At 32.4% G+C, this 17,484-nt stretch carries 13 protein-coding genes and 1 tRNA gene; 4 read left to right on the forward strand and 10 right to left on the reverse strand.

Going from position 1 to position 17,484, the window contains the following annotated elements; translation table 11 throughout:
* Positions 1-96 precede the first annotated feature (96 nt).
* From ACAM30_RS08175 to ACAM30_RS08195, 5 genes are all read right to left on the reverse strand, one after another.
* Entirely contained in the window at positions 97-672 is a 576-nt protein-coding gene (locus tag ACAM30_RS08175; RefSeq protein WP_369618046.1) for an OmpH family outer membrane protein, read from the reverse strand.
* 612 nt (positions 673-1,284) lie between these two features.
* The gene (locus tag ACAM30_RS08180; RefSeq protein WP_369618047.1) at positions 1,285-2,145 is read right to left on the reverse strand and encodes a class I SAM-dependent methyltransferase; all 861 of its coding nucleotides are present in this window, start codon (positions 2,143-2,145) and stop codon (positions 1,285-1,287) included.
* Positions 2,146-2,461: 316 nt separating this feature from the next.
* On the reverse strand, positions 2,462-4,333 hold the full coding sequence (gene mnmG / locus ACAM30_RS08185; protein ID WP_369618048.1) for a tRNA uridine-5-carboxymethylaminomethyl(34) synthesis enzyme MnmG: 1,872 nt from the start codon (positions 4,331-4,333) through the stop codon (positions 2,462-2,464).
* Positions 4,334-4,726: 393 nt separating this feature from the next.
* Entirely contained in the window at positions 4,727-5,146 is a 420-nt protein-coding gene (ybeY, locus tag ACAM30_RS08190) for an rRNA maturation RNase YbeY (protein WP_369618049.1), read from the reverse strand.
* A complete protein-coding gene (locus ACAM30_RS08195; RefSeq protein ID WP_369618050.1) occupies positions 5,143-8,553 on the reverse strand; it encodes a hypothetical protein in 3,411 nt (1,136 codons plus the stop codon). The genes ybeY and ACAM30_RS08195 overlap by 4 nt, the downstream gene beginning before the upstream one ends.
* A 162-nt stretch (positions 8,554-8,715) precedes the next feature.
* Here ACAM30_RS08195 and gltX point away from each other — a divergent pair, with 162 nt between their 5' ends.
* Together gltX and ACAM30_RS08205 are read left to right on the forward strand one after the other, a co-directional pair.
* Positions 8,716-10,239, forward strand: a complete 1,524-nt coding sequence (gene gltX / locus ACAM30_RS08200) for a glutamate--tRNA ligase (protein WP_369618051.1) — start codon at positions 8,716-8,718, stop codon at positions 10,237-10,239.
* Between the two features lie 133 nt (positions 10,240-10,372).
* Positions 10,373-11,356, forward strand: coding sequence for an SPFH domain-containing protein (locus tag ACAM30_RS08205; RefSeq protein ID WP_369618052.1), 984 nt, complete (start codon positions 10,373-10,375; stop codon positions 11,354-11,356).
* 20 nt (positions 11,357-11,376) lie between these two features.
* On the opposite strand, the gene ACAM30_RS08210 is transcribed toward ACAM30_RS08205, so the two are convergent.
* The 5 genes from ACAM30_RS08210 to ACAM30_RS08230 form a co-directional block, all read right to left on the reverse strand.
* Positions 11,377-11,631: a DUF6327 family protein gene (locus tag ACAM30_RS08210; RefSeq protein ID WP_369618053.1), complete on the reverse strand. Its 255-nt coding sequence runs from the start codon at positions 11,629-11,631 to the stop codon at positions 11,377-11,379.
* A gap of 2 nt (positions 11,632-11,633) precedes the next feature.
* The gene (locus tag ACAM30_RS08215) at positions 11,634-11,984 is read right to left on the reverse strand and encodes a hypothetical protein (protein ID WP_017495753.1); all 351 of its coding nucleotides are present in this window, start codon (positions 11,982-11,984) and stop codon (positions 11,634-11,636) included.
* 125 nt (positions 11,985-12,109) lie between these two features.
* Positions 12,110-12,436: a YtxH domain-containing protein gene (locus tag ACAM30_RS08220; RefSeq protein WP_017495752.1), complete on the reverse strand. Its 327-nt coding sequence runs from the start codon at positions 12,434-12,436 to the stop codon at positions 12,110-12,112.
* A 90-nt stretch (positions 12,437-12,526) separates the two neighbouring features.
* A complete protein-coding gene (locus ACAM30_RS08225) occupies positions 12,527-13,006 on the reverse strand; it encodes a hypothetical protein (RefSeq protein ID WP_369618054.1) in 480 nt (159 codons plus the stop codon).
* A gap of 1,243 nt (positions 13,007-14,249) precedes the next feature.
* Positions 14,250-16,367: a glutamine--tRNA ligase/YqeY domain fusion protein gene (locus ACAM30_RS08230; protein ID WP_369618055.1), complete on the reverse strand. Its 2,118-nt coding sequence runs from the start codon at positions 16,365-16,367 to the stop codon at positions 14,250-14,252.
* 126 nt (positions 16,368-16,493) lie between these two features.
* Between ACAM30_RS08230 and folB the strand changes: the two genes are divergently transcribed.
* The gene (gene folB / locus ACAM30_RS08235) at positions 16,494-16,853 is read left to right on the forward strand and encodes a dihydroneopterin aldolase (RefSeq protein ID WP_369618056.1); all 360 of its coding nucleotides are present in this window, start codon (positions 16,494-16,496) and stop codon (positions 16,851-16,853) included.
* Between the two features lie 94 nt (positions 16,854-16,947).
* Positions 16,948-17,018: transfer RNA gene (locus ACAM30_RS08240), tRNA-Cys, on the forward strand.
* Positions 17,019-17,484 lie beyond the last annotated feature (466 nt).

The following is a 17,484-nucleotide window of genomic DNA, read 5'->3' on the forward strand; positions in this document are numbered from 1 at the left end:
GCGTAAATTGAGCGCTAAAAGTATCGCATTTTTATAAAAGAAAAAACCTAAATCTTGACAGATTTAGGTTTTTAAATTTAGTTAGTTAGTTTGGTATTATTTTTTAGCTTCCTCTTTTACAGCAGGTTTATCTTCTGTTTTTGGAGAAGCTTTATACTTATCATTCAAAGCTTTAACGATGTCTTTTGTGATATCGTATTTATCTTCAGCATACAAAATTGAAGCAGCATCCCCAGTACCATAGATATAAGAATAACCGTTTTTCTTACCATAATCTTTAATAAATTTCTTAACTCCACTTACCAAAGAATCCATTTCAACTCCGCTTTCCTGTTGTAATTGTTGAGATAAAGCTTGCTGAGCATACCCTAATTGTTGTTCTCTTTTTTGTAATTCAGCACCTCTTTGTTGTGCCCAGGCCTGACCGTTTGCTTGTGCCTGACTTTGAAAATTAGCAGCGTCTTGTTTAAAACGTGTAATTTCAGCTTGTAGTTGTCTTCCTTTTTCTTCTGCCTGAGCTTTATATTTAGCTTCAAGGTCTTTTGCTTCAGTGTATTCTTTCATTAAAACTGAAGTATCTACGTAAGCTGTTTTTACTTCCTTTACTTCTGCAGTTTTATTACATGAAACGGCAAAAATTGAAAGTGCGATAATTACTAATGCTTTTTTCATTTTTTTTAAATCTCTATTTTTTTTATTGTATTGAATGAAGACAAAAATATAAAAAAATAAATAGCATCAACATAAAGTTTAAAAAATGCTATAATTTTATGATATTACTTTTATTTATTGACGAGAATTTTACCATAAAATATCATTATTAAAAATGACTTTCACAGCCTTCTTCTAAGGTGTTTTCTTAAAAAAGACAACACAAACACTCGTCTTTCATTAGAAACCTTCTTAAACAAGCTTATTTTAAGTTTTAGAGTGATTTAAAGCGTAAATCTTAAAAAAATTGTTCTTTTTTGCCGTTGCACTTTATCTGATCATAAACTCATAAAAATTAATCCAGTCAAAAAAAATATTTTTCAGTTTTTGCATTCACAAAACAAAACTTTACGAAAAAATTACGCCCTTTTCTAAAACCCCGAATTTCTAAAAAGAAATCACAAAATTTCCAGAAAAATGCTCCATTTTTACTGCATTAATTTTATTTATAGGCTCGCATTTTACCATAAAATATCACTATCAAAAGTGACTTTCATAGCTTTTATTTAAGCCGTTTTCTCAAAAAAGACAATACAAACCCTCTGTTTACCTTAAAAAGCGCCTTAAATGCGTTTATTTTACGTTCTGGCTGTTTTTTAAGACATAAATGTGTGATGAATACTCTTTTGTACTGCCCGCTTTCAAATTTGATCGCATTCCCACTAAAAACGCTTTGATATAATTCATTTTTCCCGTTTTGTATTTTTCCGACAACAAACTCACATAAAAAGAATCAAATTTCATTGGAAGCACTTTTTCTAATTTCATCTCTACTTTTTCAAAAAGAGACTGAATGGCTTTTTTAGAGAAATGCCAAAAGTGAATTGGAACATCATAAGCTGCCCAAAATTCATTGTAATATTTTGCATCATACGATTTGAAATTTGGAACCGCAACAATTAAAGTTCCAGTTGGTTTTAATAAACGCTTCAATTCCTGAATTTGCAATTCTAAATTTGGAACGTGTTCCAAAACGTGCCACATAGTAATAACATCAAAAGAATTATTTTCAAGAGCATCTATTCCGTTTACAAAAGAGATTCCTTTTTCTATCGCAATGCTTTTTGCTCTTTCACTTGGTTCTACTCCAACCGTATCCCAACCATCATTTTTGGCTGTCAATAAAAAATCTCCCGTTCCGGCACCAATGTCTAAAATTCTTCCTTTTTGAGATTGTTCACCATTAATCAAATTCAATTTATTTTTCAAAGCAATACTTTTTACAAAGTGATAAGCTTTTTCAAACAAAGATCTTTTATTGTCGGTATGAGAAATATAATCTTCGCTTTCGTAATATCTCCCAAGATTTTCTAAATCGGGCTGTGGAGAAGTAATCAGCATATCTAAAGTTTCATCGTAATACAGATCAAAAATTTCTTTAGAAACAGAATGGTCTTTTACAGTAAGAAAATGTTTTTTGTTTAAAACGTTCATTTTTAATTATAGGTTTTTAATAGAATTTGGCAACTCAATTGTTACATCACAAGTACTAATGCAACAAGTATTAATTAACTTGAAATGCTTTACTACGCATCTCACAGATTTTTTATAAAATAGCTTTACAATTTTCTTCAAACTTAACAGGGTTTTCCAAAAGTAGTTTCACGTGGAACATATTTATACTTCAGATTACCCTTTTTCAAAATATTCAAATTTCATCAAACCCGAAACTTGAAACCCGAAACTTGAAACTTGAAACAACGAAAATCAAAATAAATAAAGACGCACCTTTTGGTACGTCTCTAATTTTTTATCTTCCCATGTAAATCAACAAAACAGAAATATCACTTGGAGAAACTCCACTTATTCTCGAAGCCTGAGAAATAGTTACGGGACGAATCTTGCTTAACTTTTGTTTTGCTTCAATCGACATCGATTTAATTTTATCGTAATCGAAATTGTCCGGAATTTTCACTTCTTCCAAACGAGTCAGTTTGTCCGCATTATTTCTTTCCTTTTCAATGTAACCGGAATATTTTACCTGAATCTCTGCCTGCTCTAAAATTTCCTGATCCAAATTATTTTCCTCCACATAAGCTTTCACTTTTTCAAACTTAAGCATATCGTCTAAATCAATCTGCGGACGAGAGAAAACTTTAAACATTTTATCTCCTTGAGAAATTAGTGCTGATTCTTTCGCTTCCAAAATTGGATTGGTTTCCGCAACCGTTACACTTGTTTCTCTAAAAAAGGCAACCATCTTTTCAGACTCGTTTAATTTCTTTTCCATTCGACGCAAACGCTTTTCAGAAGCAAGTCCAATTTCATGTGACATTGGCGTCAATCTAAAATCGGCATTATCCTGACGCAACAAAGTTCTATACTCTGCTCTTGAAGTAAACATTCGATAAGGCTCTTCTGTACCTTTCGTAATCAAGTCATCAATCAATACTCCGATATAAGCTTCATCACGTTTCAAAATCAATGGAGCTTTTTCATGCACTTTTAAGTGTGCGTTTATTCCCGCCATCAAACCTTGAGAAGCGGCTTCTTCGTATCCGGTTGTTCCGTTAATCTGTCCGGCAAAATATAAACCTTCAACCAACTTTGTTTCCAAAGTATGTTTCAATTGTGTTGGTGGAAAATAGTCATACTCGATTGCATATCCCGGACGGAAGAATTTCACATTTTCAAAACCAGCAACAGAACGCAATGCTTTAAACTGAATATCTTCCGGAAGCGAAGTTGAAAATCCATTCACATACACTTCACAAGTATTCCATCCTTCCGGCTCCACAAATAATTGGTGACGCTCTTTATCTGCGAAACGATTAATTTTATCTTCTATAGAAGGACAGTATCTTGGGCCGAGACTTTTGATCCTTCCGTTAAACATTGGCGAACGATCAAAACCGTCTCTCAAAATATCGTGAACATCCAATGACGTATACGTCATGTAACAAGAACGCTGATGCGTTAACGGTGAAGTCAAATCAGAATAAGAAAACTTATCCGGCTTTTCATCACCTTTTTCTTCATTCATTTTCGAATAATCCAAAGAACGTCCATCAACTCGTGGTGGCGTTCCCGTTTTCATTCTTCCTGCTTCAAATCCAGCACGAACTAAATCTTCTGTAATTCCTGTTGCTGCACTTTCACCAGCACGTCCCCCACCAAACTGTTTTTCTCCTATATGAATCAAACCGTTCAAAAAAGTTCCGTTCGTCAAAACAACAGACTTAGATCGGATCTCAACTCCCAACGAAGTTTTGATTCCTTTTATCTTTCCATTCTCTATAATCAAACCTTTCACCATCTCCTGGTAGAAATCCAGATTTGGAGTTCCCTCCAACATCATTCTCCATTCTTCAGCAAAACGCATTCGATCACTTTGAACTCTTGGCGACCACATTGCCGGCCCTTTCGATTTGTTCAACATCTTAAACTGAATCGCAGTACGGTCAGAAACAATTCCCGAATATCCGCCCAACGCATCAATCTCACGAACGATCTGTCCTTTTGCAATTCCACCCATCGCAGGATTACAAGACATCTGTGCAATGTTCTGCAAACTCATTGTAACCAATAAAGTTTTGGATCCCAAATTTGCTGCCGCTGCCGCGGCCTCAGATCCTGCATGACCAGCACCCACTACAATAACATCGTATTCTTCTAAAAACATTTTGTTTTATTATTCTCTGCAAACCGTTTAAGGCGGTTCTCAGAATTATTTATTCACACTTTTGTTCCACGTGGAACGCGTTTCTTTTCTTTTAAAAATTTCACTCAACAAATTTAAACTATCGATTTCAACGTAATTCACAACCTGAATGTTTCACGTGGAACACATTTCTCTTTATTCAAAAATTACATTTTTAAAAACTTAAATTATTCGTTTCAAAACAATTTCCGATTCAGATGTTTCACGTGGAACACAAAAAAAAGTCTCCAACAACAAAACCTAAATTCAGATTTTTTATGTTCCACGTGAAACATACACTACTTTTAAATCTTAATTTTTAAACATGTTCCACGTGGAACGCTGTTATTTTTTTAAATTTAAAAGATGTTTAAATTACTGTTCCACGTGAAACATAGCAATCTTTTCATCTTCTTTAGATCGCATTAGCTCCGCATCAGCATCACTTTTATCTTTATATCCACAGTAATGTAATATACCGTGCGCTAAAACTCTCTTCAATTCTTCAGCAAAAGAAACACTAAAATCCTTAGCATTATCTTCTACTCTTTCAACAGAAACAAAAATATCTCCGTTAAGTTCGTTGCCAATTGTATAATCAAAACTGATTATATCTGTTAACGTATCATGATTTAGATACTCTACATTAATCTTATGAAGATACTCATCATCACAAAAAATGTAATTTATCTCTCCTTCGTTTTTGTTTTCAGAAACGATAATAGCACTTAACCAATCAGAAAAAGCTTCTTCGTTGTCTAAAGTAAATTCGGTTTCGTAATTAAAATTGATCATTTTGTATTAAAATATTCTTGAACTTTTTGATTAAAATTCGAGCGCAAAGGTAGTGATTGTCTGTTTAATATCTCTACACTGTTTAAATATTCCAGTAATGAACTTGGTAATGCGTTTGTTCTATTAGGAAATTCTGTCTTATTAGTTTCAGATTGACGCTTCGTATCTTGGCCTTGTTGCTGAACTGCGTTGTTTAATTTCAATAATTCTTGTTGAATATTAAGGATACGCTGCAAATTTTCATTCTTAAAACCTTTATTTAAAATTTGCTTTTCGGAAGCTTTCATCTGATCAATTACAGATTGACCTTGAGAATCTAATCCCTTTTTGGCAAGTTCCTTTTGCAAGGCTTCACGTAATTTTACTTGTTCTTTATAAATTTCTATGATTGCCTCAGCATCTCCTTCTCCATCATTATCCTTCATCTGCCCATTACTTTGACCTCCTTTTCTATCTCCCTGACCAGTTTTACCATCACCGTTTTTACCTTTACCATCCTTTCCATTACTCTCTTTACCTTCACCATTTTTCCCTTCTCCTGGTTTATCTCCCATTTTTTCTCCTGATTTATCCCCAGGTTTATCTCCCGGTTTATTACCAGACTTCATACCTTCCTTCATTTTATCTCCCAAACCTTTTTGTTTTTGGATAATATCCGGTAACTGCATTCCTTGTCCATTACCCGGTTTTGGTTTTCCAGATCCCGGTTTCGACATAGACATCTGCATATTGTTAAGTAAGTCACTTAAAAAATCGGCTAACTTATTGGCGGAAGAAACTGCATATTGCTGATGTGATACTCCTTTTGGAACCTGTACATCGCTTAAACTTTCAATAGCTTTATCAATATTGTATTGTACATTTCCAATTTCTTTAGTAACATCTTCGGCTACTTTAGGGTTACGGAGTGATAAAGCAAACAAACTATCATCTACATATCTGAACTGTTGTTTCAGGTTTTGCTGAATTTTAATGTTCTTCGTGTATGCTGATGAACCCAATTTCATCGTTCTAAATTGTTTCATCACATCTTCCTGTGACAAAGAATATGCTAAAAGATTATCCAGAATCTGACGAAGCATTGCAACATCTTCTTCCATTTGTTCTTGTTCTCCACCTTCCATACCGGCATCCATTTGTTCTGCCATACTTTTCATTTTCTTAGCAGCACTCTTTTGTTTTGGTTTAGCCGATGCCGAATTCTTTTTACTCAGTTCTTCTGAAGCTTTCTGCAAATCACTCTTCACATCTTTCTCCTTTGAAGCATCATTCGGAATGTCTAATGGAGCTTTTAATGTTTTATTTTCTTCTTTCAGATCTTTTAAATCTTCCTGAATTTTATCAAAATCTTTATTGATATCTTCTTGTTTGTCCTGTGTATTTTCTTTGTCTTTGTTTGAAAGCTGTTCTTGTTTCTCTGCAAGCCTGTTTAACTTTTCAGCAACTTGCTCTGCTTTCTTGGATACATAAAAACGCTTTGTCAATTCAACTAATTGCTCTAAATTACGGGATTGGTTTTTACTAATCTGTTTGAATTTTTCCATCTTATCAAACAGATCTTCACTATTCAACTTGTCATTTAGATTCTTCAATTCCTCCATTAGCTTCTGATTTTTCTCAAGATCCTTCTCTGCATTGTCCAATCTCTTTTGCAAATCTTCAGCTGTTTTATCTTTCTTATCGGATTGAAACTTGTCCAGATTTTTATTCATCTTCTCTGTAAATTGCTTCATCAATTCGTCTTGTTGCTTCTGACGTTTGATAAAATCATTTACTTTTTGCTGATCTTTAAACTCTAAATTATCTTTTTCTTTTCCAGCTTTCTGAATCTTGTCCATCTCAGAAAACTGTTTGGTTTGATTTTTTAAAGACTTCTCTAAACTACTGATGTTCTCATTCTGCTGCTGTAATTCTAAATCATGAATTTCATCGCTTGTAGCAACACGGTCAGAAAACACAGAAGACTTTGTACTCTTAAAACCATGTGGTGCGTCGTTATCAAAAACTTCAAAATAGTATTCATAAGATACTCCCTCCTGTACTGCCAGATTACTTGGAAAATTAAAAACGAACTGATCAAATACTCCTGACTTCACAGGTATTGTTCCACGCTTGGCAGTGTTGGGTTTGTTTCTTTCATAATACACCACTTGTAATTTGGACAAACCATAATCATCGCCTAACCTGCCCAGAACATAATTTTTATCTAACTTCAAACTATCCGGAGCTGGTGCAACATGGATCGATGGGTACTGATCTTTGATTACTGAGAGCTGATAATCCAGTTTTTCGTAGTTTTTGACCTTATTATTCGAGGTAAGAATTTGATATTCTGTATTTTGGCTGATATTTTTGGCCAATTTAAACTCATTTTGGTCTTTATCAAACTTAAAAATTGAATTTTCACCCTTCCAAACGATCTCCTGAGTAGCTTGTGTTTTCATTTTCCAGGTTACCAAAGTTCCTTCAGGCAGGATTGCATTTCCTGTTCCCTGAATAACCTCTGCTTTCTTTTTTAAGTAAGATGGAAAATTAAGTACCATTTCAAAGTTCGCTATTGATGGAACTGTGATCACTTTTAACTCATATTCTTCCGATGATACGGTATTACCTTCAAAAGAAAACGAAACATTTTCAACTGGTTTTTCTACTTTAAATTCAAACTTTCCTGGTTGAGAAGATTCCATAAAATAACTTTCATCACCAATATGAATCATGACATTTTCGGGAACGATTTTACCAACAGATTCCATCTTGATGACGAAATCTTTGTTTTGTTCCGTTTGTAAATTCTGGTTTAGAACTACAAATTTAAAAGGCGCCGGAGGCAAAAAGGTAGCATTAAAGTGTACTACTCTATTTAAACTTTGCGAAATAATAGTACTGTTTCCTGAAATATAAAACACAGCAAAAAGCAAAACCGGAACAATTGCCAATGGCAAATACTTTTTGTTGTTGTTAAAATTGATAGCATTCCCAAACGGAATCGGTTGTAAAGAATTGGCTTTTTGTTCTATTGAAGCCAGCATTAATTCTGAACTTTCAGCTGTATTTCCTGAAGCTGATAATTGCAAAAAGTTAGTCAGCTTATCACTTACTTCAGTAAAATGGTTTCCAATAATCGCCGAAGCCTGATTGTAATCTATTCCTTTTTGAAGTTTAAACAACTTAAAAACTGGAAATAAAATAAATCGAAACAAAAGAAAAACTTCTACTCCAACAAATAACCAAAACAATACGGTTCTCCCAAATGGTTTTAGCCATAGAAAATACTCTATAAAAAGGGTAAAAAGAAAATACAATAATCCAAAACCAATAAAAAGAAGTCCTCCTTTTATCAATTCATTCGTATAATATTTTTTTATAAACGCTTCTAACTTTTGATATATCGCAGATGTTGTTTTCAAAATGAATCTCTTTTATTTATAACCTATAAAAGTAGTAATTTTAATAATACCTTTTAAGATTCTAAGTTACTAAGACACTAAGCTGCTAAGAGGCAAAAATCTAAAATCGACATTCTAAAATCTAAAATCATAAAGCGTATCTTTGTATCAAAATTTAAACAAATGTCAAAGCAAGTTCGTGTGCGTTTTGCACCAAGTCCAACTGGACCATTACATATTGGCGGTGTTCGTACTGCTCTATTTAATTATTTATTTGCAAAAAAACATAACGGTGTTTTTTATCTGAGAATTGAGGATACAGATCAGACTCGTTTTGTTCCAGGAGCTGAAGCTTATATTATGGAAGCACTGGAATGGTTAGGAATTGCTCCGGAAGAAACGGTTGGAAAAAATGAAAAATTTGGTCCATACAGACAAAGTGATCGTAAAGAAATATACCAAAAATATGCCGATCAACTGATACAATCTGGCTGGGCTTACTACGCATTTGATACTCCTGAAGCATTAGATGCACACAGAAAACAACATGAAGCTGAAGGAAAAACGTTTATATACAATCATCATAACCGTGAAAAGTTAGATACTTCATTGGTAATTTCTGCCGATGAAGCTGCTGCAAGAATTGCTAATGGAGAACATTATGTCATTCGTTTTAAAACTCCGGTTGATGAAACTTTACATTTGAAAGATATCATTCGTGGTGATGTAAAATTTGAAACCAATTTATTGGATGATAAAGTATTATTCAAAAGTGACGGAATGCCAACTTACCACTTAGCCAATATTGTGGATGATCATTTAATGGAAACTTCACATGTAATTCGTGGTGAAGAATGGCTTCCTTCTATGCCTCTTCACGTTTTATTGTACAGAGCTTTTGGCTGGGATGCTCCTGAATTTGCACATTTACCTTTGATTTTGAAACCGGTTGGAAACGGAAAATTATCTAAAAGAGACGGTGACAAACTAGGATTTCCTGTGTTTCCATTGGAATGGAAAACGGAAGAAGGTATTTCATCAGGCTATAGAGAGAAAGGATTTTTCCCTGAAGCAGTTGTAAATTTCCTTGCTTTATTAGGATGGAACGATGGAACTGATAAAGAAATATTTTCTTTAGAAGAATTAGTAGCCTCTTTTGATTTGAACAGAGTTCATAAAGCGGGAGCAAAATTTGATCCTGAGAAAAACAAATGGTTCAATCACCAGCATCTTATCCAACAGAATGATGCCGATTTAGCAAAAAGCTTCTCTCTTATTTTAGAGGAAAAGGGCTTCTCTTCCTTCGCCTCCGCTCAGGAAGACAATGCAAAGCTCACAAGAATTGTTTCGCTGATTAAAGAAAGAGCTAATTTTGTTTCAGAATTTTGGGATTTAACTGATTTCTTTTTCCAGGCTCCAACCTCTTATGATGAAAAAGCAACTAAAAACTGGAATTCAGCAACACCGGCTTTAATGCAAGAACTGATTTCAGTTTTGGAAAATATTGAAGATTTTACTTCTTCAAATATCGAAACCATTGTAAAAGACTGGCTCAATAAAAATGAAATTGGAATGGGGAAAGTCATGCAACCATTCAGACTTAGTTTGGTTGGAGCATTAAAAGGCCCTCACCTATTTGACATTGTTGAAATCATTGGAAAAGAAGAAACTATTTCGAGAATTCAAAAAGCAATTTCAACTTTATAAACAGAATTCCACTTAAATACAGAAACGCTAAGTAACAACTAACAAATGTTCTTAGCGTTTTTTTAATGTTTTAAAATTTTAAATTGGAAGAATATTCGTAATTTACAGCATCAAAAACTAAATCAATATCACCATGAACACAGCATTTATTATCATTTTAGTCCTGGCATTTTTTATACTAATGTCCTCCTTCTTTACCGTAAAACAACAATCGTCGGTTATTATAGAAAGATTTGGAAAATTTTTAAGCGTAAGAAATTCAGGATTACAATTAAAAATTCCTTTGGTTGACCGATTGGCAGGACGTGTAAATCTTAAAATACAACAGTTAGATGTTATTATTGAAACCAAAACCAGAGACAACGTTTTTATAAAAATGAAAGTTTCGGTACAATTTAAAGTTATTCAGGAAAAAGTATATGATGCTTTTTATAAGTTAGAATATCCACACGATCAGATTACTGCTTATGTATTTGATGTGGTTCGTGCCGAAGTTCCAAAACTAAAACTGGATGACGTTTTTGAAAGAAAAGATGATATTGCCATTGCTGTAAAAAGAGAATTAAATGAAGCGATGACTACTTATGGTTATGATATTATCAATACTTTGGTGACTGATATTGATCCTGACATTCAGGTGAAAAATGCCATGAACAGAATTAATGCCGCAGATAGAGAAAAAACTGCTGCTGAATTTGAGGCTGAAAGTTCCAGAATCAGAATCGTTGCAAAAGCAAAAGCCGAAGCCGAAAGTAAACGTTTACAAGGTCAAGGTATTGCAGATCAGCGTCGTGAAATTGCCAGAGGTCTTGTAGAAAGTGTTGAAGTTTTAAACAATGTAGGTATAAATTCTCAGGAAGCTTCTGCCCTAATTGTAGTTACTCAACATTATGATACGTTACAAGCAATTGGTGCTGATGCTAATTCGAACCTAATCTTGTTACCAAATTCTCCACAAGCCGGAAGTGATATGCTCAACAATATGGTTGCTTCATTTACAGCTTCGAACCAGGTTGGTGAAATGATGAAAAAAACAAACAAACCAATTACAAAACCAAAACCAATTGAACCACAACAATCCGGTTATGAAGAGGACACTCCACCGGAAGTAAAATAATTAACAAAAGAAAAAAGAGGCTATTTGCCTCTTTTTCTTTTTATAAACCAATTGATAATATAGGGCAAAATGGATTGTAAAATTTGTGGATACGAATTGAAGAAATACTCTTTATAAGAAGAAAATACTCCATTAATCACATACTGTGGTGTTAGAGACTCCTTCGTTTTTTGAAAACTTAATACTAATTTCTGGTAATTAATATCCTTCTCCAGTTTCAGAATTTCTAAATCTCTCTCGATTTCAGCGTACGACGAATATTTTTTTGTTTCCATAATTAATCATTAAAAAATATTTCTGAAAATTTCTCCAAAATTGGTCCCTCTACAAACTTATCTTTTACAAAGAAAAGTAGTATTGTTGCCAAAAGATATATCCCTCCTACTGTCAGAAATCCTAAAGTATAACTTCCAAACAGATTGCTAAAAGCGAATGCCGCGGCAACAGATCCAAAAAGTAATACCATTCCAACACACAATAAAATCAAAGTAAACTTAAAAATTAGTGTGGTCGATTTCATTGCAACCTTAAAACCCCAAAGTTTATAATAGGCCAAATGACTGTCGAGATAAATTTTAGCCTGATCCTGAATGTTTTCAGTATTCTCTTTTAATTCTTCAAAAGCCATAGTTGTAGTTTTGGTTAAAAAAGAAGCACAAAACTTATGATCTAAAAATTGCCATTTGATTATTCTAAAAATAAAATAACCAAAACAATCCAACAAATCATTCTAAGCTTTGTGCTTCTGGATTATTATTTCTGAAGTTTAGCGTTTTGCGCTTTTAAATCAGCCAGTTTAGCTTCTAAAAAACTAATTACTTCTTCGGTTTTATAACTCATATTGGAAAGCAGCTCTCCATAAGTTCCATCTAAATTTTCTTTTGCATGGGTAAACTTTTCACGTAATACTTCAGAACTTGCTGAAAGTGAATCTTTTAAATTGTGAGCCGCATCATCTAAACCTTCTTTAAGTTTAGCACGGGTTTTAGATCCTTTATCAGGAGCAAATAAAATTCCAATCGCTGCACCAGCGGCCGCAGCACCTATGATCGCTGCTACAGTATTTAGATTCTTTGACATAATATTTAATTTAAGTGATTACTAAAGGTACTCTTTTTTTAAACTATAAAATACTGACTTGATGTTATTTAATAAAAGTTAACACAAAATTTAATACGCATAAGCTACCGCTTCATACTTTCCATCGGCCTTTTCAACAATGCTTACAAATGGATATCCGTTTGAAGCCGATTTTGTTTTTATTCTCATGGCAGTCTGCTGCTGATTTGCAAGTGGTGACTCCCCTTTTGTCTTAGTTGAGACTCCAGAAAAATTAGCTACTTGTTTTAAACCAGCTGTTTTCTCCTGAGGCAAAACTGTAACAAATTTGTAATCTGATTTAGAATCAACCAGAACTTTATCCGTTATTTTTTTAGATTCTTTTGTTTGTTTATTGGTCAATTGCGAAACCGCATACTTACTAATTTTGTGTTCTTCTCTGCTCCCATCTAATGAATAATAAATTAAATCATTTTCTTGTTTGATAAAATTAACATCCAATTGTTCTCCATTGTGTTTTAGAATTTGGTGCGTCTGACCGATTGCAAGATTTGCAAATAAAAACGACAGTGTAATAATAATATTTTTCATAACTAAATAAATTTAAAATTGTTTGTAGTCAAAAATTGAAAATCAAAATTTGAAACTATCAGTATGAATAATTCTATGATTTTTAACATTATGAAACTACTTCGAAAAAATACTTATCTGTTAAAGTATTATCAAAATGAGATCACAATGAAAATTAGAATATAAAACGACTGGCAAGAATTCATATTTAGAATTAAAACTAAAGCAAAAAATAATTCATTTTTAAACTTTAGTAGAACTCACTTTTCGATTCTCAACTTTCGTTTTAAATTATCGAAAAAACATTTTCAATTTGACATTTGTATAAAAATACGAACTTTATAAACAATTGTGTGTTAATAACCCGTTAAACTGAGAAAAATAACATCAAAAACTAAAATAAAGACCTTAAATCAACGATTATTCAATAAATGAGTTATGACATGGAAGAAATAAAAAATTGTTTCAAAATTACTCTATGAAAGCCATTTTTAATCTACAAAATCTATAAATTTAAAAAATAACATAGTTTTTACAAATAATAGATAAAATCATACTTAATTGAAAATTATATAATTAAAATAAATAATTAACTAATTGTCCAAAATTCTTATTTCAATCTATCTTCTGATCGAAATTCTTCTTCTGTTTTCCAAAAATTGGATAACCATAAATTTTACAAGTAATAATGAGTTTTTCCTCTAAAAAATATACTCTAAAATAGCTAAAATCAATATAAGCACTGTTTTTAAATCATTTTTAAAAAGATGATAAATTACTCCACAAATTATTTTCTATAGCTTAAATTAGATTTATAAAAGCTATTTTTAGTTTATAAAAACTATATTATTTTATAAATTAATAGTTTTTATAAATAATAATTAAAAACATTATAAAAAACAATATTAATAGATAAAATTAATTATTATACTTTTTACTTTTTATTTCGCTTCAAAAGTGATAAGATTGGATAAATTCATTGAAAAATTTGTAAAACTGATCGAATTCGTAACTTTTTACATAATCTAATGTTCAAAAGCATCAAATCAGACTAAAATAAAAGCTAAAATTAAAATAAAGCCAAATTTTTAACCATTTTTAAAAAGATGACAAATGAGTAGGAAGATGTATTTTTTTTGCTTAAAATCAATTTATGAAGGCTATTTTTAATATAAAAACTCTATTGAATTTAAAAAATCAATAGTAAATATAAATAATAAAAAAAGCGCTTATAAAAAGCGCTTTTCAATAGATTCTATTAATATTATTTTCGAATCATTTCAGAAAGAATTTCAATTTCTCTCTCCGAAGCATTTTTTGGAGGATTTGAATGTAACTTCAAAATATCTTCTTCAAATTGATTTCTTAGGTTTTCATTTTCTAAATCTCTTAAATTTAAAAGTGCTTTAGATCTCACATAAGTAGATTCACTGCGAAGAGACATCGTGTATAATTTTTTAATATCCTCTTCTTCAAAATCAGCAGATTTCAAACTTGAATATTTTAAAATAAACTGAGCAAACAACAATGAAGCTTTGTTATTGTTAATATTCTTCTTTAACGAATTTTGCAGCAAAGAAAAACTAGAAACATTTTTGATGCTCTCCCCTATAGCACTTTCAATGGCAATACGCTCTGCTTTTGTCTCTACTTTGAAATATTTATTGATATCCTTCAAAGAATTGTTGATGCTATTTTCTTCTTTTTTACCCTTCTCTTCCCAGGCATCTTTTAGTCCAACCGTTTTGTTAAATACTAATTTTGAAGGAGTTGACTCTTTATCAACAGTAAAATAACCCAAACGTTGAAACTGAAATTTATCTTCATTTTGAGCTGTAACTAAACTTGGCTCAACAAATCCGGTAACAATTTCTAATGATTTTGGATTGACAAAATCTAAGAAATTTTTCTCTTTATAACTGTCCGGAGCTTCATCTGTAAACAAACGATCGTACAAACGAACTTCTGCTTCAACGGCATGCTGAATGGAAACCCAATGTAAGGTTCCGGATACTTTTCTCTGACTTGCTTCTGTCCCACTTCCACTTAAAGAATCAGTATCATAAGTTACATGAATCTCAGTAATATTACCTTCTGAATCTTTTATAACACTTTCTCCTTTAATGATATAAGCATTTTTTAGACGTACTTCTTTTCCTAAAGTCAAACGGAAAAATTTAGCAGGAGCTTCTTCTAAAAAGTCTTCTCTTTCAATGTATAATTCACGTGAAAAAGGTACCTTTCTGAAACCGGCATTTTCATCCTCCTGATTATTTTCAGCTTCCAACCACTCCTCTTTTCCTTCCGGATAGTTTCTAATTACCAATTTGACCGGATCTAAAACAGCCATTACACGTGGTGCAATTTTGTTCAAATCTTCACGAATACAGAATTCTAAAACCGATACACTGATTAAGTTATCACGTTTTGCAATACCAATTGTATTAGCAAAATTACGCAAAGATGCAGCAGTATAACCTCTTCTTCTTAGTCCGGAAATGGTTGACATTCTAGGATCATCCCAACCGTTAACATGCTTTTCCTTAACCAGTTGCTGTAATTTTCTTTTACTAACCACTGTATGTGAAAGATTACGTCTGGCAAATTCTCTTTGTTTTGGACGCAGTTTATTATCTTCAAAAATCTGGTCTAAAAACCAATCGTATAATTCACGATGCGGCAAGAATTCCAGTGTACAAAATGAGTGTGAAATTTGCTCTAAATAATCACTTTGTCCATGTGCCCAATCGTACATTGGATAGATTTTCCAATTATCTCCTGTTCTATGATGATGCTTGTGTAAAATTCTGTACATGATAGGATCACGCATCAGCATATTGGTCGATTTCATGTCTATTTTAGCACGAAGAATATGTGTACCAGCCTCAAATTCACCGTTTTTCATTCTTTCGAACAAGTCTAAATTCTCTTCAACCGAACGATTTCTGTATGGACTATCCGTTCCTGTAGTTGAAGGAGTTCCTTTTTGAATTGCCATTTCTTCTGAAGACTGACTGTCTACATAGGCTTTATCTTTCTTAATTAACAGAACAGCCCAATCGTATAATTGTTGAAAATAATCTGAAGCATAACGTTCCTCTGCCCAGGTATATCCCAGCCATTCTACATCTTTTTTTATAGCATCAACAAATTCCTGCTCTTCTTTTTCGGGATTTGTATCGTCAAAACGTAAATTCACCGGTGACTGATAATCAAGTCCTAAACCAAAATTTAATGCAATAGAACTTGCATGTCCAATGTGCAAATATCCATTTGGTTCTGGTGGAAAACGAAAATGAAGTTTGGTTTTAGAAAGACCTGATTTCAAATCTTCTTCTATGATTTGTTCAATAAAATTGAGTGATTTCTCTTCTGATGCCATTATTTTATAGTAATTTTAGCAAAGATAAAAAAGTTTACAGTTTTCGGTTTACAGTTTACAGTTTTCTTTAGAAACTTCTCAGTAAACGTGCAACTTGAAACATAAAACCTGAAACTAAAATTAAAAATGGGAGTTATAAAATTAAAAAACATCCGCACTTTTTCCTACCATGGATGTTTAATTGAAGAAGGAAAAATTGGATCTGATTACACGGTCGATCTAAAAATTAAAACCAATTTAGAAAAATCAGCACAAACAGATCATTTGTTAGACACTGTTGATTACGTTCATTTGAACAAAATTGTAACGGAAGAAATGGCAATTCGATCTCATTTACTAGAGCATGTAGCCAAAAGAATCAATATTCGTGTACTTTCGGAGATCGAAATGATAGAAAAAACTACTGTTTGGGTTTCTAAGATAAATCCTCCTATTGGTGGTGATGTTGAAACAGTTACTATAAAAATGACGGAAACCAGAAAATAATTTTTTCTTTAAAAATGCGAATTTTTTAAAATAGTTACTTTGAAACTTTTGAAATTTAAAGATTTTAGTTACTTTTGCCATCCGTTCAAGTAATGGCGTCGTGGCCGAGCGGCTAGGCTGGGCTCTGCAAAAGCTCCTACTCCGGTTCGAATCCGGACGATGCCTCAAAAAGAGATACAGAAATGTGTCTCTTTTTTTTATGCCTAATTTTTAGAAAAAATTAAATAAATAGTTATGTTCGAATCCGCACGATATCTCTAAAAAAGATACAGAAATGTGTCTCTTTTTTTTATGCCTAATTTTTAGAAAAAATTAAATAAATAGTTATGTTCAAATCCGGACGATATCTCTAAAAAAGATACAGAAATGTGTCTAATTTTTCTATAGGTAATTTTTAGAAAACACTGATTACAAACGGTTAATAAATCCGACAGGTTTTAAAAAAACCTGTCGGATTTATATTTAGTACAATTACACACTATTTTGTCATTCCGAGGAACGAAGAATCACACGCGCAATTCGACCAAGATTATACAATTGTTGCAGAGTTACTTGCGAAGATTTCTCCTTCGTCGAAATGACAAACCGTTGTTAACTTTCTCAAACTTTGAAACTTTGAAAAAGTTCTAAA

This window comes from Flavobacterium sp. CFS9 (assembly GCF_041154745.1).
Taxonomy (GTDB): domain Bacteria; phylum Bacteroidota; class Bacteroidia; order Flavobacteriales; family Flavobacteriaceae; genus Flavobacterium.

What these genes read in the sequence shown, in the direction of transcription:
- ACAM30_RS08230 (WP_369618055.1), bottom strand. Translation starts at nt 16,367, where the DNA reads ATGGCATCAGAAGAGAAATCACTCAATTTTATTGAACAAATCATAGAA.
- mnmG (WP_369618048.1), bottom strand. Translation starts at nt 4,333, where the DNA reads ATGTTTTTAGAAGAATACGATGTTATTGTAGTGGGTGCTGGTCATGCA.
- ACAM30_RS08215 (WP_017495753.1), bottom strand. Translation starts at nt 11,984, where the DNA reads ATGGCTTTTGAAGAATTAAAAGAGAATACTGAAAACATTCAGGATCAG.
- ybeY (WP_369618049.1), bottom strand. Translation starts at nt 5,146, where the DNA reads ATGATCAATTTTAATTACGAAACCGAATTTACTTTAGACAACGAAGAA.
- ACAM30_RS08210 (WP_369618053.1), bottom strand. Translation starts at nt 11,631, where the DNA reads ATGGAAACAAAAAAATATTCGTCGTACGCTGAAATCGAGAGAGATTTA.
- folB (WP_369618056.1), top strand. Translation starts at nt 16,494, where the DNA reads ATGGGAGTTATAAAATTAAAAAACATCCGCACTTTTTCCTACCATGGA.
- ACAM30_RS08175 (WP_369618046.1), bottom strand. Translation starts at nt 672, where the DNA reads ATGAAAAAAGCATTAGTAATTATCGCACTTTCAATTTTTGCCGTTTCA.
- ACAM30_RS08220 (WP_017495752.1), bottom strand. Translation starts at nt 12,436, where the DNA reads ATGTCAAAGAATCTAAATACTGTAGCAGCGATCATAGGTGCTGCGGCC.
- ACAM30_RS08225 (WP_369618054.1), bottom strand. Translation starts at nt 13,006, where the DNA reads ATGAAAAATATTATTATTACACTGTCGTTTTTATTTGCAAATCTTGCA.
- gltX (WP_369618051.1), top strand. Translation starts at nt 8,716, where the DNA reads ATGTCAAAGCAAGTTCGTGTGCGTTTTGCACCAAGTCCAACTGGACCA.
- ACAM30_RS08180 (WP_369618047.1), bottom strand. Translation starts at nt 2,145, where the DNA reads ATGAACGTTTTAAACAAAAAACATTTTCTTACTGTAAAAGACCATTCT.
- ACAM30_RS08205 (WP_369618052.1), top strand. Translation starts at nt 10,373, where the DNA reads ATGAACACAGCATTTATTATCATTTTAGTCCTGGCATTTTTTATACTA.